Genomic DNA, 17,427 nt, shown 5'->3' with positions numbered 1-17,427 from the left:
GATTTTAAGTGAATTATAGGGTTTAGCCGCAAGTTACTTCCTCGCTCTAAAGCCGAGATGGTCTTGGGGTATTAGGATATCTGTTTCGTAAGCGTTTCCATTTCATTTCACTATTCACTTGCATATTTATGGTGTAAAATGGTAAAGGGAGAGGGAGATATGGATATGAAGCCGGGACTCTATCAACAACAGGTTATGAAATTGACAATGACGCAAGAGTTAAGCCAGGCAATTGCATTACTTCAGTTTTCGACGCAAGAATTGTTAGTCTATTTAGAGACAAAGTGGCTGGAAAATCCTTTATTAACGATTGAGTCATCAGCAGTTTCCCACGAGTTACCAAGAGATCAATATAAGAGAAATCAGGTAAAGAATACAGGGATATCTTCTAATTGGATTGAACAGATTGGTGATGAAGCTCCTTCTCTTGAAAAATATTTGCTTGCCCAAATCGGTGTGGATGTGTTAAATAAAATAGAATTGAAAGCGTTTATCCATCTTATTCGTAACATGGATGAAAATGGGTACTTGCGGATAAGCTTGGAAAATGAAGCTGTTTCGGTTGGTCTATCTGTAAGCGCTGTATTTAAAGCCTTGGATATTCTGCAACAGCTCGAACCACACGGGATTGGTGCCAGAAATCTTCAAGAATGCCTGCTGATTCAAGTCCGTCAAGCTTGCGAAAGACCATTAGCGGAAAAGCTGCTTCGTACATACTTTTTGCCGTTTGTTGATAAAAAGTGGAAAGAGCTTACGAAAGAACTTGGAGTTTCTTTAAAAGAGATTCAAGATGAATTTGATTATATACAAACGCTAAACCCACGTCCTGGCGCCATATTCACTTCTGAGAAGCCGAGCTATATTGTACCTGATGTTGTCGTTGAATATAAAGATGGCAAGCTTTGTGTTGGTCAGTACGAAGGGAATACGCTGCAACTTCATGTGAATGAATCTTATTTGCAAAAAATGCAGAACCATCATGAGCCGAATGTAAATCGCTTTTTACAAGAAAAGTGGCAGGAGTATCAATGGCTGTCTAAAGGAATTCTTCAGCGGAAGGAAACTATATTACAAGTCATGAAAAAGATCGTGGAGAAGCAGCCTGAGTATTTTTTTCATGGTTTAGGCTTTCTTAAACCGATGACAATGAAGGAAATTGCAGAGAGCCTTGAAATCCATGAGTCGACAGTTAGTCGTGTGGTACGTGGCAAGTATGTCCAAACTTCATTTGGAACGGTTGAGATGCGGTCTTTCTTTAGCTCAGCTCTGCAATCAACGGAACAAGAAGATATATCAGGTACAAAGGTGAGAAATGCATTACAGTCAATTATAGAACTCGAAAATAAACAAAAACCACATTCTGATCAAGAGCTGGCAAAAATTCTTCGAGATGAGCATGGATTCGTTCTTTCACGTAGGACTGTAGCGAAATACCGTGAACAACTGGGGACCCCTTCTTCCGTAAAACGGAAAAGATATGAATGAAAAGGATGTATAGTACATGATACAAAATGAATGGATCTTATACACAAGAAACAATTGTCCGTTATGTGATAAGGCAAAGACGATTCTAGAGCGAATAAAACAAGATACTAACTTCAATTATAGGGAAATCGATATCTATACGGATGATGTGCTAACTGAACGGTATGGACTAATGATTCCAGTTATTGAATGGCAAGGAGAAATTGTACAGTATGGCCAAGTTGACGAAAGGAAATTACGTCAGTTTTGTAAAGTGGAAAAGAAACTTAAGTAGTAATTTCAAGTCAACTGAAAGGTAAATTAGACCTTATTCCGCATACCGGGCAGTAAGACCCTTGTTGATTGAGGTTCCGCTTTATATAAAAAATAAACTGGATTCATTTTGCCATTTTAATGGCCTGTTATTGCTTGAAAAATAAAAATTAGCATATAAGTTGAAGAACGTTTTTTTTCCTGCTAGAATAAGCATATAGCAGGAAAGATTTTTTTTGGACCGAGTGGGACGTAAAACGTCTAACCGGGACGAAAATAGTCCACAACTTATTCTCAAGGGGTTTTCGAACGATGAATCCATTGCTCGACATACAAAAGAAAGTATTGCCCGATTTGTTAGCGGTTATGCAGAAACGATATGATATCCTGCGTTATATCAAGTTCATGCAGCCTGTAGGGCGCCGTAGCTTAGCGAACAGTCTGGATTTGACAGAAAGAACGCTTCGCAGTGAAGTAGATTTCTTGAAAAATCAAAACCTAATTGAGGTTTTCAGCTCTGGAATGACGCTTTCTGCTGAAGGTGTAGAAATTCTCGAGCAATTAGAAGGTGTCATGCGGGAAATATCGGGCATAGACAAAATGGAGCAAAAACTTAAGCGAATATTAAATGTTAATGAAGTCATCATCGTCGCTGGAAGCAGCGATCAATCATCATGGGTCAAAAGTGAACTTGGTAAAGCGGGAGCTGCCCGTATGAAAAAGGAATGGAAGGCTAAAAATATCATTGCAGTGACTGGCGGCTCGACAATGGCTGAAGTGGCTAAGATGTTAACCCCAGATTCAAACGGGAAAGATATTCTGTTTGTTCCGGCACGAGGAGGCCTTGGCGAAGAAATTCAAAACCAGGCTAATGTGATCGTTGCGAAAATGGCAGAAAAAACAAATGCTGCCTATAAAGTGCTCTATCTCCTCGATCAAGTCAGTGATGAAGCTTATCAATCATTTATGAAGGAACCGATGATAAAAGATGTTATTTCATTAATCAAATCAGCTACCATTGTTCTACATGGAATTGGCGACGCAACGGCGATGGCGGAGAGACGGAAGTCCCCGGCTGAGATTATTAAGTCCCTCAAACAACGGGACGCAGTAGGTGAAGCCTTTGGATATTACTTTAATGAAAATGGAGAAGTAGTACACAAAGTACAAACGATTGGTATTCAGCTAGAGGATCTTGACCAAGCTAAACGGGTAATTGCCGTGGCGGGTGGGGAATCTAAAGTGAGAGCAATCCGAGCCTATATGAAAAGAGCCCCGCAGACGACGGTATTAATTACGGATGAAGCAGCGGCACAACAGTTAATAAAGGGATAATTTCCCTTTACTATATAATTTTAATAAATTCTTTTTCAACTATAAAGGAGGAAATTTTATTATGGCAGTAAAAGTTGGTATTAACGGATTTGGTCGTATTGGACGTAACGTACTTCGTGCAGCATTAAAAAACTCGGATGTGGAAATCGTGGCAATCAACGATTTAACAGATGCAAACATGCTTGCACACCTTCTTCAATATGACACAGTACACGGAACACTTGCAGAAACTGTATCAGTTGACGGAGACTACCTTGTAGTTGATGGACATAAAATCAAAGTTTTAGCAGAACGCGATCCTGCACAATTAGGTTGGGGAGATCTTGGTGTTGAAGTAGTTGTTGAATCAACTGGACGTTTCACTGCGCGCAATGATGCAGCAAAACACCTTGAAGCTGGTGCGAAAAAAGTAATCATTTCTGCTCCTGCATCTGATGAAGACATCACAATCGTTATGGGTGTTAACGAAGATAAATATGATGCTGCTAACCACCACGTTCTTTCAAATGCATCATGTACAACAAACTGCTTAGCTCCATTTGCTAAAGTATTAAACGATCAATTCGGAATCAAACGTGGAATGATGACAACAATTCACTCATACACAAATGATCAACAAATTCTTGATCTTCCACACAAAGATTACCGTCGTGCACGTGCAGCAGCTGAGAACATGATTCCTACATCTACAGGTGCAGCGAAAGCAGTAGCTCTTGTATTACCAGAACTTAAAGGAAAACTTAACGGTATGGCTATGCGTGTTCCTACACCAAACGTATCAATTGTTGACCTTGTTGCTGAGCTTGATAAAGACGTTACAGCTGAAGATGTAAACAATGCATTGAAAACAGCTGCTGAAGGCGAATTAAAAGGTATTCTTGCTTACAATGATCTTCCATTAGTATCTACTGACTACAATGGTGTTCCAGTTTCTTCTACAATCGACGGATTATCTACAATGGTTATGGAAGGTAACATGGTTAAAGTACTTTCTTGGTACGATAACGAAACTGGTTACTCAAACCGTGTAGTTGACCTAATCGATTACATCGCTAAAAAAGGTCTTTAATCTTTACAAAAATTAAACATTATTAATCCTGTGAATATTTGGCTAAAATAGCGAAAAACATCTATAATAACAGTGAAAAGGGGAGACGGGATTATGCCCTCTCCCTTTTTGACTGATAAAAGCAAGTGAAATTGTCTAGCTCCACCGCCTAGCATCCTGTGAAAAAGACCATTGCCTAAAAGAAGGCAAAGAACGCCTTCATGGTTTTAGTCCCTATTTTTCCGGAAGCTGATTAAGGCGTTTGTGCTTTTCAAAAATTAAAGGAGGCTATTTGGTCATGAACAAGAAATCCATTAAGGATATTAACGTAGCAGGTAAACGAGTTTTTTGCCGAGTTGATTTCAACGTACCGATGCAGGATGGTCAAATTACTGATGATACAAGAATTCGTGCGGCATTACCAACAATCCAGCATCTAATTGATGCAGGAGCGAAAGTAATTCTAGCTAGTCACCTTGGACGTCCAAAAGGTCAAGTAGTAGAAGAATTACGTTTAACTCCTGTTGCTAAGAGATTAAGCGAATTATTAGGTAAAGACGTCCGTAAAACAGACGAAGCATATGGTCCGGCTGTTTCTGGAGAGATCTCAAAAATGGAAGACGGAGACGTTCTACTTTTAGAAAATGTCCGTTTCTATCCTGGTGAAGAGAAGAATGAGGCAGAATTGGCTAAATCCTTCGCTGAGCTTGCAGACGTATACGTAAATGATGCATTCGGCGCTGCTCACCGTGCCCATGCTTCAACAGAAGGCATTGCAAACTATATACCTGCTGTGGCTGGCTTGCTAATGGAAAAAGAATTAGAAGTACTTAGTAAAGCTCTTTCTAATCCTGAACGTCCGTTTACAGCAATCATTGGTGGTGCGAAAGTTAAAGATAAAATCGGTGTGATTGAAAATCTGCTAGAAAAAGTAGACAACTTAATTATCGGTGGCGGTCTTGCTTACACATTCGTTAAGTCTGAAGGTCATGAAATCGGCAAATCTCTACTTGAAGTAGATAAAATTGAGCTTGCTCAATCTTTCATCCAAAAAGCAAAAGAAAAAGGCGTTAATTTATATATGCCTGTCGATGTAATTGTAGCAGACGACTTCGGTCCGGATGTAAACAATAAGGTAGTTGCGATTGACTCAATTCCAGCTGATTGGGAAGCACTTGATATCGGACCAAAAACACGCGAAATCTACGCTGATGTAATTAGCAACTCTAAACTTGTTATTTGGAATGGACCGATGGGTGTATTTGAACTTGACATCTTTGCAAATGGAACAAAACAAGTTGCACAAGCTCTTGCAGATTCATCTGCTTACAGCATCATTGGTGGTGGCGACTCTGCTGCTGCAGCTGAAAAATTCAAGCTTGCTGATAAAATGTCACATATCTCAACGGGTGGCGGTGCTTCCCTAGAGTTTATGGAAGGTAAAGAACTACCAGGAGTCGTAGCATTAAACGATAAATAAGATTCGTAAGAAAGGACGGGACTACTATGCGTAAACCAATTATTGCAGGAAACTGGAAAATGAATAAAACATTATCTGAAGCGAAAAGCTTTATAGAGGAAGTAAAAACCCTTGTACCTTCTTCTGATAAAGTGGATTCAGTAGTATGTGCTCCAGCACTTTTCCTTGATCAATTAGTAACAGCAGCAAAAGGAACAGAAGTGAAAATCGGAGCTCAAAACATGCACTTTGAAGAGAATGGTGCTTTTACAGGTGAGGTCAGTCCTGTTGCGCTTAGCGATATCGGTGTGAATTATGTCGTGATCGGTCACTCAGAGCGTCGTGAAATGTTCAATGAAACAGACGAATCAGTGAATAAAAAAGCATTAGCAGCTTTCAAACATAATCTTGTTCCAATCGTTTGCTGTGGTGAAACATTAGAAGAGCGTGAAAGCGGTAAGACAAACGATTTAGTAGGCGATCAAATTGCAAAAGCACTTGAAGGTATGACAGAAGAACAAGTGCAAAACACGGTCATTGCTTACGAACCAATTTGGGCAATCGGTACAGGGAAATCTTCAACGGCTCAAGATGCTAATGAAGTATGTGCGCATATCCGTTCAGTTGTAGCAAGTCAATTTTCGAAAAATACAGCTGATGCTGTTCGTATTCAATACGGTGGCAGTGTGAAACCTGAGAATATTAAAGAATATATGGCTCAATCTGACATCGATGGTGCATTAGTCGGCGGTGCAAGTCTTGAACCGAATTCGTTCTTGCAATTATTAGAAGGTGGAAAAAATGAGTAAATCTCCTGTTGCGATTATCATCTTAGATGGTTTCGGGTGCCGCACAGAAACAGCCGGAAACGCTGTGTCTGCTGCTAACAAACCCAATTTTGACCGTTATTGGAGTCAATATCCGCATGCCCATTTAACGGCTAGTGGGGAAGAAGTAGGGTTACCTAAAGGCCAAATGGGGAATTCTGAAGTAGGTCATCTAAATATTGGTGCAGGCCGAATTGTTTATCAAAGCTTAACTCGCGTTAACGTGGCGATCCGTAGCGGAGAATTTGAGAAAAACGAAACATTCCTTGCTGCGATTAACGATGCGAAAACGAAGAATAAAGGTCTACACCTATTCGGCTTGCTTTCTGACGGCGGGGTACATAGCCATATCGAACATTTATTTGCTCTTCTTAAAATTGCTGCAGATGAAGGATTGAAGAAAGTCTATGTTCATGCATTTTTAGACGGCCGCGATGTAGCGCCACAATCTGCATTAGGCTATATCGAAGCCGCAGAGGCAAAAATGAAAGAGCTTGGTGTCGGTCAATTTGCAACGATTTCCGGCCGTTATTACAGTATGGATCGTGATAAACGCTGGGAACGTGTTGAGAAAACATACCGATCCATGGTTTACGGAGAAGGACCTAGTTACCGTTCTGCTAAGGAATGTGTAGAGGATTCTTATAATAATGGAATTTTTGATGAATTCGTTCTTCCTTCCGTTATTATCAGTGATGATGAAAAACCGGTTGCGACGATTCAAGATGAAGATTCTGTGATCTTCTACAATTTCCGTCCAGACCGTGCGATCCAAACGTCAAATACGTTTACGAATAAAGATTTCCGCTCATTTGATCGTGGACCTGGACATCCTAAGGATCTTCATTTCGTCTGCTTAACTCTATTTTCTGAATCAGTAGACGGCTTTGTAGCATTCAAACCGATGAACCTTGATAACACGTTAGGTGAAGTGCTTTCACAAAATAATCTGACCCAGTTGCGCATTGCAGAAACGGAAAAATATCCGCATGTTACCTTCTTTATGAGTGGTGGACGTGAAGCGGAGTTCCCAGGGGAAGAGCGGATTTTAATCAACTCACCTAAAGTTGCTACGTATGATTTGCAGCCTGAAATGAGCGCATATGAAGTAACGGATGCATTACTTGGCGAAATTGCCGCAGATAAGTTTGACGCAATCTTACTTAACTTTGCAAACCCTGATATGGTTGGCCATTCAGGTATGCTAGAGCCAACTGTTAAAGCGATTGAAGCGGTTGATGAGTGTCTTGGAAAGGTTGTTGATGCCATCCTTGCAAAAGGCGGTACGGCAATCATTACAGCTGACCATGGTAACGCTGATGAAGTGGTTACACTGGAAGGAAATCCAATGACCGCACATACAACAAACCCTGTTCCTGTCATTGTTACGAAAAATGATGTAACATTAAGAACGGACGGTATTTTGGGAGATCTAGCACCAACCATGCTTGATTTACTTAACGTTGAAAAGCCTGTTGAAATGACAGGAACATCTATCATTTCAAAATAAAACGATTGTAAAAAAAAGGAGCGAATTATTATGCCATTCATTCAACACGTATACGGACGCGAAGTACTTGACTCACGTGGGAACCCAACAGTAGAAGTAGAAATCATGACGGAATCTGGATTTTTCGGACGAGCTATTGTTCCATCTGGAGCATCAACTGGTGAGCACGAAGCTGTAGAACTTCGTGACGGAGACAAATCTCGTTACCTTGGAAAAGGTGTTCAAAACGCAGTAGATAACGTAAACAACATTATCGCTGAAGCAATTATTGGTTTTGACGTAACAGACCAAGCTGGAATTGACCGTGCAATGATCGAATTAGACGGAACAGAAAACAAAGGAAAACTAGGTGCGAATGCAATTCTTGGTGTTTCTATGGCAGCGGCTCATGCAGCAGCAGAATCTGTAGGTCTTTCTTTATACCGTTACCTTGGTGGTTTCAATGCGAAACAATTGCCAACTCCAATGATGAACATCATTAACGGTGGTTCTCATGCAGATAATAACGTAGACTTCCAAGAATTCATGATTCTTCCTGTTGGAGCGCCAACATTCAAAGAAGCAATCCGTATGGGTGCAGAAGTATTCCATGCATTGAAATCAGTTCTTTCTGCTAAAGGCTTGAATACAGCAGTTGGTGATGAAGGTGGATTTGCTCCAAACCTTGGTTCAAACCGTGAAGCTCTTGAAGTGATTATTGAAGCAATCGAAAAAGCAGGCTATAAAGCTGGCGATGATATTTACCTTGGAATGGACGTTGCTTCTTCTGAGTTCTATAACAAAGAAACAGGCAAATACGATCTTGTTGGCGAAGGCCGTACTGGCTTAACTTCTGAAGAAATGGTTAATTTCTATGAAGAGCTAGTTAACGAATTCCCAATTCTTTCAATCGAAGACGGCTTAGATGAAAACGACTGGGAAGGTCACAAACTATTAACTGATCGCATTGGCGGAAAAGTTCAATTAGTTGGGGATGACTTGTTCGTTACAAACACGAAGAAGCTAGCTGAAGGAATTGAAAAAGGAATCTCTAACTCAATCCTAATCAAAGTTAACCAAATCGGTACATTAACTGAAACATTTGATGCAATCGAAATGGCAAAACGCGCAGGATACACAGCTGTTGTTTCTCACCGTTCTGGTGAAACAGAAGATGCAACAATCGCTGACATCGCTGTTGCAACAAACGCTGGCCAAATCAAAACTGGTTCTATGTCACGTACAGACCGTATCGCTAAATACAACCAACTTCTTCGCATCGAAGACGAACTTGGCGAATTAGCTGTATACGCTGGGATTAAATCTTTCTATAACTTGAAAAAATAATAGCTGTTGAAAGATTTATGGCTGAATTGAGTCGTACACCGTATATTTGTACGACCTGAATTTAGCCATACAGTAACATGAACTTTGTCGTACAAACGTTATTGCTTAACCTCCTATTTATGTGTAGTCAAACACACTGATAGGAGGTTTTTTATATGCCCATACTAGAAATATTTATTGTGAGATCAACAAAAAATGAAAAGTTAAGCATAAGTGGCGTTACAAAGTTAAAAGGGATAGGGAAATAGAACTTCTGTAAATGTTTTAATGGACATTAAATTGGTTTTTAAAAGTAATGGGGATTTAGTGATTATTAATGTAAGTACTGTATACAAGATTAAAGAGGATGATACATATTAGTAGGTATATGGTTAAAAATCCATTTATTTCCGATATGAGATGTATTATAATTATGTAAAACAATGGGAAGTGATCAAAATAATCAAGAATAAAAAGTTTTTATACATATCAATCATTCTATATACGTTGCTTTTAATTATTAATTTTCCATACCCTAATGCATATCCATTTGGTGAATCGATCCTATCATCCCTGAAAATTCCTATCAAACTCAATAATGGAATACTTATTATGGGATTAATTCCGTTGCTACTGCTTATAACGAGTATGACCTTTTTAGTGAAATCTTTAGAAAAATATCATAAGAGAATGATATTGTTAGCAATTATAATATTAAACACACTTCCGCCAGTTATCATAGAAGCCTATCAAAAAACACTTGCTCATGACATATATGCTATATCCTATAATAGCCAGAGTGGAAGTTGTGAGTACGATACGAAGGAAGATACGATCTTACAAGGAACATGTAATTTAACTTTTGAAAATAGGAGTAATGAAGATGTAGAATTCTCTGTTGAATTCTATGATAAGTATGACCCGGAAGATTCTGATGGAACGGTAGCATTAATGAATTACAATACGCCACATAAAATAAAAGTCAAAGCAAAAGATATAAACACAATTACGATTAACTCTGAAGTAGACGTATCTAAATTGAAAAACTACATATATAGTGGAACAGCAAATGGAGTAAACATCATCATAAAATCAGGGAACAAACAGAGAACATTGTGAGGTGACTAAAAGATGCGATAACTTAAGCATGTCATCTATAAATTAGGATTTGTAGCTGTTCCTTTTATTGTATCAATCCTGCTTTCTAAATCTAATAAACGTAAAAACCCACTTGTACATCAAGTGAGTTTTTATTAAACGTATTTATTTTGTTGATTGAATAAAGTGTTGTTGTCCTTAATTACTTAGCAGCCAAACTAGATTGATAATATTCTTCTAACGCAATGCCTCGATCGGCTAATTCTTGAGCCAATTTTTTGCCAACATAACGAAGATGCCATGGCTCATGCTTGTATCCTGTGATGGATTCTTTGCCTTCATCATAGCGGATGATAAATCCATAGGTCGCTGCACTGTCAATCAGCCACTGTGCTTGGTCTGTTTCTCCAAAGCAATCTTCTGCTGCACAAGATCCATCTGAGGATGTGACATCAATGGCTAGTCCTGTTTGATGCTCACTCGTTCCAGGGGTAGCACTATAAAGTAAAGCGGCTTCTAGTCCATCTTTCTCAACATAATGATTGAATAGGCTTGTCTGTGTTTTTAGAGAACGATACGCAGATACACCTGCAAGTGGTACTCCTTGTTCGTCGGCAGCTTGGAATAGTAACTCAAGCGCATCAGCTGCTTCTTTTCGCATCATTCGCTTCTCAATTTTTTCGGTAAAAGTGAATCGAACATCTGGATAAACTAAGTCTGACGGCTTATAGTCATCCGGAAGTATATTCTCTTTATTCACTAGAACAGGAATTGCATCAGGGTCCATAACGGTAACAGGTACGGCTGGATTCTGTTCGGCACTAGCCGTGCCTTTGGTTGAAGAAGTATCAGATTTTTCTGCTTGAACTGGCTTATCCTTTTCTGTTGTAGGTTCTTTAACCATAGAATCGTTATCATGTGAACAACCACTAGTTACGAGTAAAAATGCTGATAAAAGCATGGTAGTCATGCTGATTTTTGACATATTTAAAGCCTCCAATTTAACTGGTCATTATACTTATATAACATAAAATTAATTGAAATGAAACAATAAGTACGTGTTATTACCTGGAAATGTACTCGCGAACAATCGCTTTCTCGTATTTGTCAAGAAACAACCCAATCCATACAAACATGAGAAGGAATGCATAATCCTCCGAAATGGCCGTTTCAATCGTTGTTTGTGACCAGAAGGCGTCTAAAAGGCCACTTGAGCCACCTAATTGAAAGGTTTCATAAGCAACAAGCCCGTGCAGCGTCAGCCAAACAATCGTTAAAGTGCTTGTCCCAAAACCAATGACAGCAGCGATGATACTAAAGACAATCGCTAATAAGCTAATACCGACAGCGAAAAGGCCGGAATGAAAAAAATCCTGTTGAGTGAAAAAGCCATTATACAAAACGGACAGGAAAAAGATTGAACTGCAAACATAGGCAAAAAATAATAAGGTTCGACTTCCTTTGAATTTTGATAAAAGAAGCAAAATGGGCGAAATCACGATAAATAGGATATTTACGATATTCATACTACCAGAGTGAAAGATGGCATATACGGCGATAATAGAAAAGAAAAGAGCGATCATATCTAATAGTCGGATGAGCTTATGAAACATAGAATCCCTCATTTCGTTAGATGATTGTTTACTTGTCCTTTTCTCCATTCGTTTATTGTAGAGAAGCCGACAATGTGGTAAAGTTAAAGTAATGCTTAATTGTTTCGGGAGGTATAATTCATGTTGCATACCGTATTGGTAACACTTTTAATTATTGTTTCAATAGGTTTGATTGCAAGTGTTCTTCTTCAATCAGGAAAAAGTGCTGGATTATCTGGTGCAATTGCCGGTGGTGCTGAACAGTTGTTTGGGAAACAAAAGGCTCGTGGTCTAGATTTAGTCTTACATCGATTAACGATTGTGCTATCTGTGTTATTCTTTATTTTGACACTAGCGGTAACGTACGTTGGATTATAATTTAAGATCTCAGAAATCGTCTGGCTTAATGGCCAGGCTTTTTTTACGGAAAGAAACAATGGTAATTTTTTCTATGTAGGTGAAACTAAGCATAAATTAGTTTCATACTCTTATACTACCCAATTAGAGTCTTTCGAATAGCTGGAATTTGCTTTTTTTGTTTTAATATTTAATAGGACGATTTAATCAAACGATTAGTTAAAAACATAAAAGGTAGTACATATAAGGATAAATGGAGTTTCTTCCGTTCTATCTACATGTTAATCAATCGATTGATTAAAAGAAAAATGACGTGTATTGATTAAGAATAAAGGAGTTTTTACACAATGAAAATGAAGTTACCTCAGCCTTTTTACTTTGAAGGTGGAAAGCGTGCTGTTCTTTTATTACACGGTTTTACAGGGAATTCTTCAGATGTGAGAATGCTAGGGCGCTATTTAGAAAAACGGGGGTATACAAGCCACGCTCCTCATTATAAAGGGCATGGCGTTCCACCGGAGGAACTTGTTTCAACGGGTCCTTCTGATTGGTGGAAAGATGTAATGATGGGATATGATTTTCTAAAAGCTCAAGGTCATGATGAAATTGCGGTTGCCGGCCTATCCTTGGGAGGGGTATTTTCACTGAAATTAGGTTACACTGTACCTGTGAAGGGTATTGTAACGATGTGTGCACCGATGTATTTAAAGAGTGAAGAAAAGATGTATCAAGGTGTTTTGGCGTACGCAAGAGAATTTAAAAAACATGAAGGAAAAACACCTGAACAAATTGAAATGGAAATGGAACAGTTTGCGAAGACGCCGATGAACACGCTAGAAGCATTACGAGCACTTATGGCAGATGTTCGGAACCATATCGACCATGTGTATGCTTCGACATTCGTCGTTCAAGGTAGACATGATACGATGATTAATACAGATAGTGCCAATATTATTTATAATGAAGTGGAATCAGATAAAAAGGAACTGAAATGGTATGAAGAATCTGGTCATATCATTACATTTGATAAAGAGAAGGAACAGCTTCATGAAGACGTATATCAGTTTCTAGAAAGCTTAGACTGGTCCAAATAACCTTTAATTAATAATAAATTACTCTGCTAAGGAGAGATTATGATGGAAGATCAAATCCGTGATTATATGGATAAGCTTCTTTCTTATATGAAAGAAGAAGCATACAAGCCGTTAACAGTACAGGAGTTAGAAGAAGCATTAGGTATTGAAGATTCAGCTGACTTCAAAAACTTTGTTAAAGCACTTGTGAAAATGGAGGAAAAAGGGCTTATCATCCGCACACGTGCCAATCGTTACGGCCTGCCGCAAAAAATGAATTTAATCCGCGGAAAGTTATCTGGGCATGCGAAAGGTTTTGCATTTGTCACACCGGACGAACCTGGAAGCGATGATATTTTCATTCCGCCGAACGAAACGAAAAATGCGATGCATGGCGATATTGTTTTAGTAAGAGTAGCAACAGAAAGTTCAGGTTCTAGAAAAGAAGGTACGGTTGAAAAAATTATCGAACGGGGCATCACAGAAGTTGTCGGGACGTATTCAGAAAGCAAGAACTTTGGCTTTGTGATTCCAGATGATAAGAAAATTGCGAATGACATTTTTATTCCTAAAAATGTTTCTGGCGGTGCAGTGGAAGGTCATAAGGTCGTTGTTCGTTTAACATCGTACCCTGAAGGTAGAACGAGTGCTGAAGGAGAAGTTATTCAAATACTTGGACATAAAAATGATCCAGGTGTTGATATTTTATCCATTATTCACAAGCACGGATTACCACTCGAATTTCCGAAGGATGTCTTGGAACAAGCCCATGCCGTTCCTGATGCCATTTCCGAAAGCGAAATAGGTAATCGTCGTGATTTGCGAAATGAGACACTAGTAACGATTGATGGAGCCGATGCCAAAGACTTGGATGATGCTGTTACGGTGACGCAGCTTGAGAATGGCCATTATAAGCTTGGTGTACATATTGCGGATGTCAGTCATTATGTAACCGAGAATTCGCCACTTGACCGTGAAGCATTTGAAAGAGGGACGAGTGTTTATTTAGTAGACCGAGTGATTCCCATGATTCCACATCGTTTGTCAAACGGCATTTGCTCATTGAATCCGAAAGTCGACCGTTTCACATTATCATGCGAAATGGAAATCAATGAAGCGGGTCAAGTCGTGAATCACGAGATTTTTGAAAGTGTGATTAAAACAACCGAACGAATGACATATGATGATGTAAGAAAAATTCTTGTCGATCAAGATGAAGCATTAATGGAACGCTATGAACCGCTCGTTCCGATGTTTCAAAATATGGAAAAATTAGCTGCGATTCTGCGTAAAAAACGGATGGAACGTGGTGCAATTGATTTTGATTTTAAAGAAGCGAGAGTTCTTGTTGATGAAGATGGACATCCGAATGATGTTGTCGTTCGCGAGCGGTCTGTTGCAGAGCGCCTTATTGAAGAATTTATGCTAGCAGCAAACGAAACAGTTGCAGAGCATTTCCATTGGCTGAAGGTTCCGTTCATTTATCGGATCCATGAAGATCCTAAGGAAGAAAAGCTACAACGATTCTTTGAATTTATTACAAACTTCGGCTATATTGTTCGGGGCAGTGCGAATTCGGTCCATCCAAGAGCATTACAATCGATTATTGAAGAAGTACAAGGCAAGCCTGAAGAGATGGTTATTTCAACCGTCATGCTAAGGTCGATGCAACAAGCAAAATATGACCCAGATAGCCTAGGACATTTTGGACTTTCTACAGAGTTCTATACACATTTTACATCGCCAATTCGTCGTTACCCGGATTTAATTGTCCATAGACTCATACGGACTTATTTACTTGAAGGGAAAATGGATGACGCAACACAAGCGAAATGGGATGCACAGCTTGGTGAAATTGCTGACCATACGTCGAAACGTGAGCGCCGTGCAGTAGATGCGGAACGTGAAACAGATGATTTGAAAAAGGCAGAATTCATGCTTGATAAAATTGGCGAAGAGTTTGAAGGAATTATCAGTTCTGTAACGAATTTTGGGATGTTTGTTGAGCTGCCAAATACAATCGAAGGACTTGTCCATGTCAGTGCGATGTCTGACGATTATTATCGCTTCGATGAAAGACAGCTAGCGATGATTGGGGAACGCAAAGCGAAAGTTTATCGAATCGGTGATGAAATCTCCATTCGTGTGGCGAATGTAAATAAAGATGAACGTGCAGTGGACTTTGAAATCCTTGGTATGATTAATAGCCGTCCGCGTATATCTGGAGAAAAGAAAATCTTTAAAGCGAATGCAGGTACCAGCAGGCGTCGTAACGGCGATCATCAAGACGATAGTAAAGGTGGAAACCGTAGAGGTAGTAGTCAAGGCGGCAGAAAACGAAGTGCAACGAGCAGTGAAGGATCTGGATCTGCACGTAAACCGAAAAAGAAGAAAAAATTCTTCGAAAATGCTCCGGCTGCTAAACGGAAGAAGAAACCGAAAAAGAGATAAAATGAAACTCCAATCAGAGGGAGTTTTACTGTCCGTTAATGCGGGATAAAATGTAGGGAAGCTGTCCCAAAAACGGTCAGAGCCTGCAACTATACATTGTCAGCTGAATAACACTAAAACTATGTATGGAATGCAGGTTCAGCCCCTTTTGGGACACGGACTAGTTTTCTTAAAGGGGAGATCAAGATGCCAAAAGGCACAGGAAAGCAATTAGCACAAAATAAAAAAGCCTATCATGACTATTTTATAGAAGAAACGTTTGAAGCAGGAATTGTGCTGCAAGGAACAGAAATTAAAGCCATCCGTGCTGGCAAGGCGAATCTTAAAGATTCCTTTGCGAAGATTGAAAGAGGAGAGCTCTATTTACACAATATGCATGTCAGCCCTTATGAGCAGGGAAACCGTTATAACCATGATCCGCTCCGTACGAGAAAGCTACTACTTCATCGTAAAGAAATTAATAAGCTGATCGGAGAAACGAAGGAAACAGGGTACACAATCGTTCCTTTGAAAGTATATTTGAAGAATGGTTTTGCCAAAGTTTTAATCGGACTCGGTAAAGGGAAGAAGCAATATGATAAGCGTGAAGATTTGAAAAGGAAAGAAGCGAAACGAGACATTGAACGTGCATTTAGAGATCGGCAAAAGATGTAGGTATTTGCAAAACCTTACAATTGATTTTCTCGTGGAATCTGCTATAATAAATCTTGTACCGAAGATGACAACTGAATATCAGCAAAAAGCTTTTGATTCATCTCTCGTACGCTCCATTCTTATATTGGGGACGCTACGGATTCGACAGGGATAGTTCGAGCTTAGGTTGCGAGTCGAGGGGATCGGCCTCGTTAAAACGTCAACGCCTATAACTGGCAAACAAAACAACAACTTCGCTTTCGCTGCTTAATAACAGTCGATAGCGGTTCCTCCCTCCATGGCCCATGTGGTAGGGTAAGGGACTCACTCTAAGTGGGCTACGCCGGATTCCACCGTCTGAGGATGAAGGAAGAGACCAATCAGACTAGCTGCTCTGCCGCCTGTCGATAGGCAAATGAGTAAGCGAATCAATAATATGTCGACTACACTCGTAGAAGCTTAAGTGCCGTTATGTCTGGACGTGGGTTCGATTCCCACCGTCTCCACCAAATACATATTGTTGGTGGCTAAATACGAATTGATACACGGACTTGCCGATTATGGCAAGTCCGTTTTTATTGTGAAGCCTGAGGTAATTTTTCTTAAAGTGGCTACTTTCTAAAAAGGTTATAGATGCAACTTTTGGACTTATTTAACAATGATTTGAATAAATGTAAAGTTACTTAAAGCGTTATATGTAGTATTAACTTTCTCGATTTTGTTAAAGATAACAAAGGAGGGGGTGTGATACCATGGCTCAAGATGTTCTATGTGAGGTAAATAACTGTCAGTATTGGAGTTCTGGAAACCAATGTAAAGCAGATTCTATTTATGTAGTAAGTCATAAGGGCAAAGAAGCATCCAATAGTGAAGAAACGGATTGCAAAACATTTGTACCTGAAGTTTAATTAATGATTGGAAGGATGTCCTAATGGGTCTAGCCTAGCACATAATAAACAGTTTATTCTACACTATAGTGAAAATTGTTTATCGTAGTTGCGT

At 39.4% G+C, this 17,427-nt stretch carries 16 protein-coding genes and 1 other RNA gene; 15 read left to right on the top strand and 2 right to left on the bottom strand.

Going from position 1 to position 17,427, the window contains the following annotated elements; translation table 11 throughout:
- The first annotated feature begins 159 nt into the window (after window positions 1-159).
- From rpoN to AC1MGI_RS02910, 9 genes are all read left to right on the top strand, one after another.
- Window positions 160-1,485 (top strand): RNA polymerase factor sigma-54, encoded by a 1,326-nt coding sequence (rpoN, locus tag AC1MGI_RS02950; RefSeq protein WP_480348391.1) that lies wholly within the window; start codon window positions 160-162, stop codon window positions 1,483-1,485.
- 16 nt (window positions 1,486-1,501) lie between these two features.
- Window positions 1,502-1,759, top strand: coding sequence for a glutaredoxin family protein (locus AC1MGI_RS02945; protein WP_480348389.1), 258 nt, complete (start codon window positions 1,502-1,504; stop codon window positions 1,757-1,759).
- Window positions 1,760-2,049: 290 nt separating this feature from the next.
- On the top strand, window positions 2,050-3,072 hold the full coding sequence (locus AC1MGI_RS02940) for a sugar-binding transcriptional regulator (RefSeq protein WP_480348388.1): 1,023 nt from the start codon (window positions 2,050-2,052) through the stop codon (window positions 3,070-3,072).
- A 61-nt stretch (window positions 3,073-3,133) separates the two neighbouring features.
- Window positions 3,134-4,141, top strand: a complete 1,008-nt coding sequence (gap, locus tag AC1MGI_RS02935; protein ID WP_480348386.1) for a type I glyceraldehyde-3-phosphate dehydrogenase — start codon at window positions 3,134-3,136, stop codon at window positions 4,139-4,141.
- Between the two features lie 277 nt (window positions 4,142-4,418).
- Window positions 4,419-5,600 carry a phosphoglycerate kinase gene (locus AC1MGI_RS02930; protein WP_480348384.1) on the top strand — a complete coding sequence of 394 codons (1,182 nt, stop codon included), beginning with the start codon at window positions 4,419-4,421 and terminating at the stop codon, window positions 5,598-5,600.
- 26 nt (window positions 5,601-5,626) lie between these two features.
- Window positions 5,627-6,388, top strand: coding sequence for a triose-phosphate isomerase (gene tpiA, locus AC1MGI_RS02925; RefSeq protein WP_480348382.1), 762 nt, complete (start codon window positions 5,627-5,629; stop codon window positions 6,386-6,388).
- Window positions 6,381-7,916: a 2,3-bisphosphoglycerate-independent phosphoglycerate mutase gene (gpmI, locus tag AC1MGI_RS02920; protein ID WP_480348380.1), complete on the top strand. Its 1,536-nt coding sequence runs from the start codon at window positions 6,381-6,383 to the stop codon at window positions 7,914-7,916. Before tpiA ends, gpmI begins: the two co-directional genes overlap by 8 nt.
- 30 nt (window positions 7,917-7,946) lie before the next feature.
- A complete protein-coding gene (eno, locus tag AC1MGI_RS02915) occupies window positions 7,947-9,242 on the top strand; it encodes a phosphopyruvate hydratase (RefSeq protein ID WP_062185742.1) in 1,296 nt (431 codons plus the stop codon).
- Between the two features lie 675 nt (window positions 9,243-9,917).
- The gene (locus AC1MGI_RS02910) at window positions 9,918-10,340 is read left to right on the top strand and encodes a hypothetical protein (protein WP_480348378.1); all 423 of its coding nucleotides are present in this window, start codon (window positions 9,918-9,920) and stop codon (window positions 10,338-10,340) included.
- A gap of 181 nt (window positions 10,341-10,521) precedes the next feature.
- Here the strand turns inward: AC1MGI_RS02910 and AC1MGI_RS02905 are convergent, their stop codons facing one another.
- Together AC1MGI_RS02905 and AC1MGI_RS02900 are read right to left on the bottom strand one after the other, a co-directional pair.
- A complete protein-coding gene (locus tag AC1MGI_RS02905; RefSeq protein WP_480348377.1) occupies window positions 10,522-11,304 on the bottom strand; it encodes a M15 family metallopeptidase in 783 nt (260 codons plus the stop codon).
- A gap of 79 nt (window positions 11,305-11,383) precedes the next feature.
- Window positions 11,384-11,932, bottom strand: a complete 549-nt coding sequence (locus tag AC1MGI_RS02900) for a hypothetical protein (protein WP_480348375.1) — start codon at window positions 11,930-11,932, stop codon at window positions 11,384-11,386.
- A 123-nt stretch (window positions 11,933-12,055) separates the two neighbouring features.
- On the opposite strand from AC1MGI_RS02900, the gene secG reads away from it, so the two are divergent.
- The 6 genes from secG (at window position 12,056) to AC1MGI_RS02870 (ending at window position 17,333) form a co-directional block, all read left to right on the top strand.
- The gene (gene secG / locus AC1MGI_RS02895; RefSeq protein WP_062186041.1) at window positions 12,056-12,289 is read left to right on the top strand and encodes a preprotein translocase subunit SecG; all 234 of its coding nucleotides are present in this window, start codon (window positions 12,056-12,058) and stop codon (window positions 12,287-12,289) included.
- A gap of 326 nt (window positions 12,290-12,615) precedes the next feature.
- Window positions 12,616-13,362, top strand: a complete 747-nt coding sequence (locus AC1MGI_RS02890) for an alpha/beta hydrolase (protein ID WP_480348373.1) — start codon at window positions 12,616-12,618, stop codon at window positions 13,360-13,362.
- Window positions 13,363-13,404: 42 nt separating this feature from the next.
- Window positions 13,405-15,792, top strand: a complete 2,388-nt coding sequence (gene rnr, locus AC1MGI_RS02885; RefSeq protein ID WP_480349686.1) for a ribonuclease R — start codon at window positions 13,405-13,407, stop codon at window positions 15,790-15,792.
- Window positions 15,793-15,978: 186 nt separating this feature from the next.
- Complete coding sequence (gene smpB / locus AC1MGI_RS02880) at window positions 15,979-16,446, top strand: SsrA-binding protein SmpB (RefSeq protein WP_062185752.1); 468 nt, start codon at window positions 15,979-15,981, stop codon at window positions 16,444-16,446.
- 126 nt (window positions 16,447-16,572) lie between these two features.
- Window positions 16,573-16,934, top strand: a transfer-messenger RNA (tmRNA) gene (gene ssrA / locus AC1MGI_RS02875).
- 243 nt (window positions 16,935-17,177) lie between these two features.
- The gene (locus tag AC1MGI_RS02870) at window positions 17,178-17,333 is read left to right on the top strand and encodes a DUF1540 domain-containing protein (protein WP_480348371.1); all 156 of its coding nucleotides are present in this window, start codon (window positions 17,178-17,180) and stop codon (window positions 17,331-17,333) included.
- Window positions 17,334-17,427: the final 94 nt, after the last annotated feature.

Source organism: Peribacillus sp. BM1 (assembly GCF_056679975.1).
This window is presented reverse-complemented; position numbering and strand designations above follow the sequence as displayed.

Bases quoted from the DNA above. Each gene is read 5' to 3' on its own strand.
- gpmI (WP_480348380.1), top strand. From the start codon at position 6,381: ATGAGTAAATCTCCTGTTGCGATTATCATCTTAGATGGTTTCGGGTGC.
- AC1MGI_RS02905 (WP_480348377.1), bottom strand. From the start codon at position 11,304: ATGTCAAAAATCAGCATGACTACCATGCTTTTATCAGCATTTTTACTC.
- gap (WP_480348386.1), top strand. From the start codon at position 3,134: ATGGCAGTAAAAGTTGGTATTAACGGATTTGGTCGTATTGGACGTAAC.
- smpB (WP_062185752.1), top strand. From the start codon at position 15,979: ATGCCAAAAGGCACAGGAAAGCAATTAGCACAAAATAAAAAAGCCTAT.
- eno (WP_062185742.1), top strand. From the start codon at position 7,947: ATGCCATTCATTCAACACGTATACGGACGCGAAGTACTTGACTCACGT.
- rpoN (WP_480348391.1), top strand. From the start codon at position 160: ATGGATATGAAGCCGGGACTCTATCAACAACAGGTTATGAAATTGACA.
- AC1MGI_RS02870 (WP_480348371.1), top strand. From the start codon at position 17,178: ATGGCTCAAGATGTTCTATGTGAGGTAAATAACTGTCAGTATTGGAGT.
- AC1MGI_RS02940 (WP_480348388.1), top strand. From the start codon at position 2,050: ATGAATCCATTGCTCGACATACAAAAGAAAGTATTGCCCGATTTGTTA.
- AC1MGI_RS02900 (WP_480348375.1), bottom strand. From the start codon at position 11,932: ATGTTTCATAAGCTCATCCGACTATTAGATATGATCGCTCTTTTCTTT.
- AC1MGI_RS02945 (WP_480348389.1), top strand. From the start codon at position 1,502: ATGATACAAAATGAATGGATCTTATACACAAGAAACAATTGTCCGTTA.
- AC1MGI_RS02930 (WP_480348384.1), top strand. From the start codon at position 4,419: ATGAACAAGAAATCCATTAAGGATATTAACGTAGCAGGTAAACGAGTT.
- AC1MGI_RS02890 (WP_480348373.1), top strand. From the start codon at position 12,616: ATGAAAATGAAGTTACCTCAGCCTTTTTACTTTGAAGGTGGAAAGCGT.
- tpiA (WP_480348382.1), top strand. From the start codon at position 5,627: ATGCGTAAACCAATTATTGCAGGAAACTGGAAAATGAATAAAACATTA.
- rnr (WP_480349686.1), top strand. From the start codon at position 13,405: ATGGAAGATCAAATCCGTGATTATATGGATAAGCTTCTTTCTTATATG.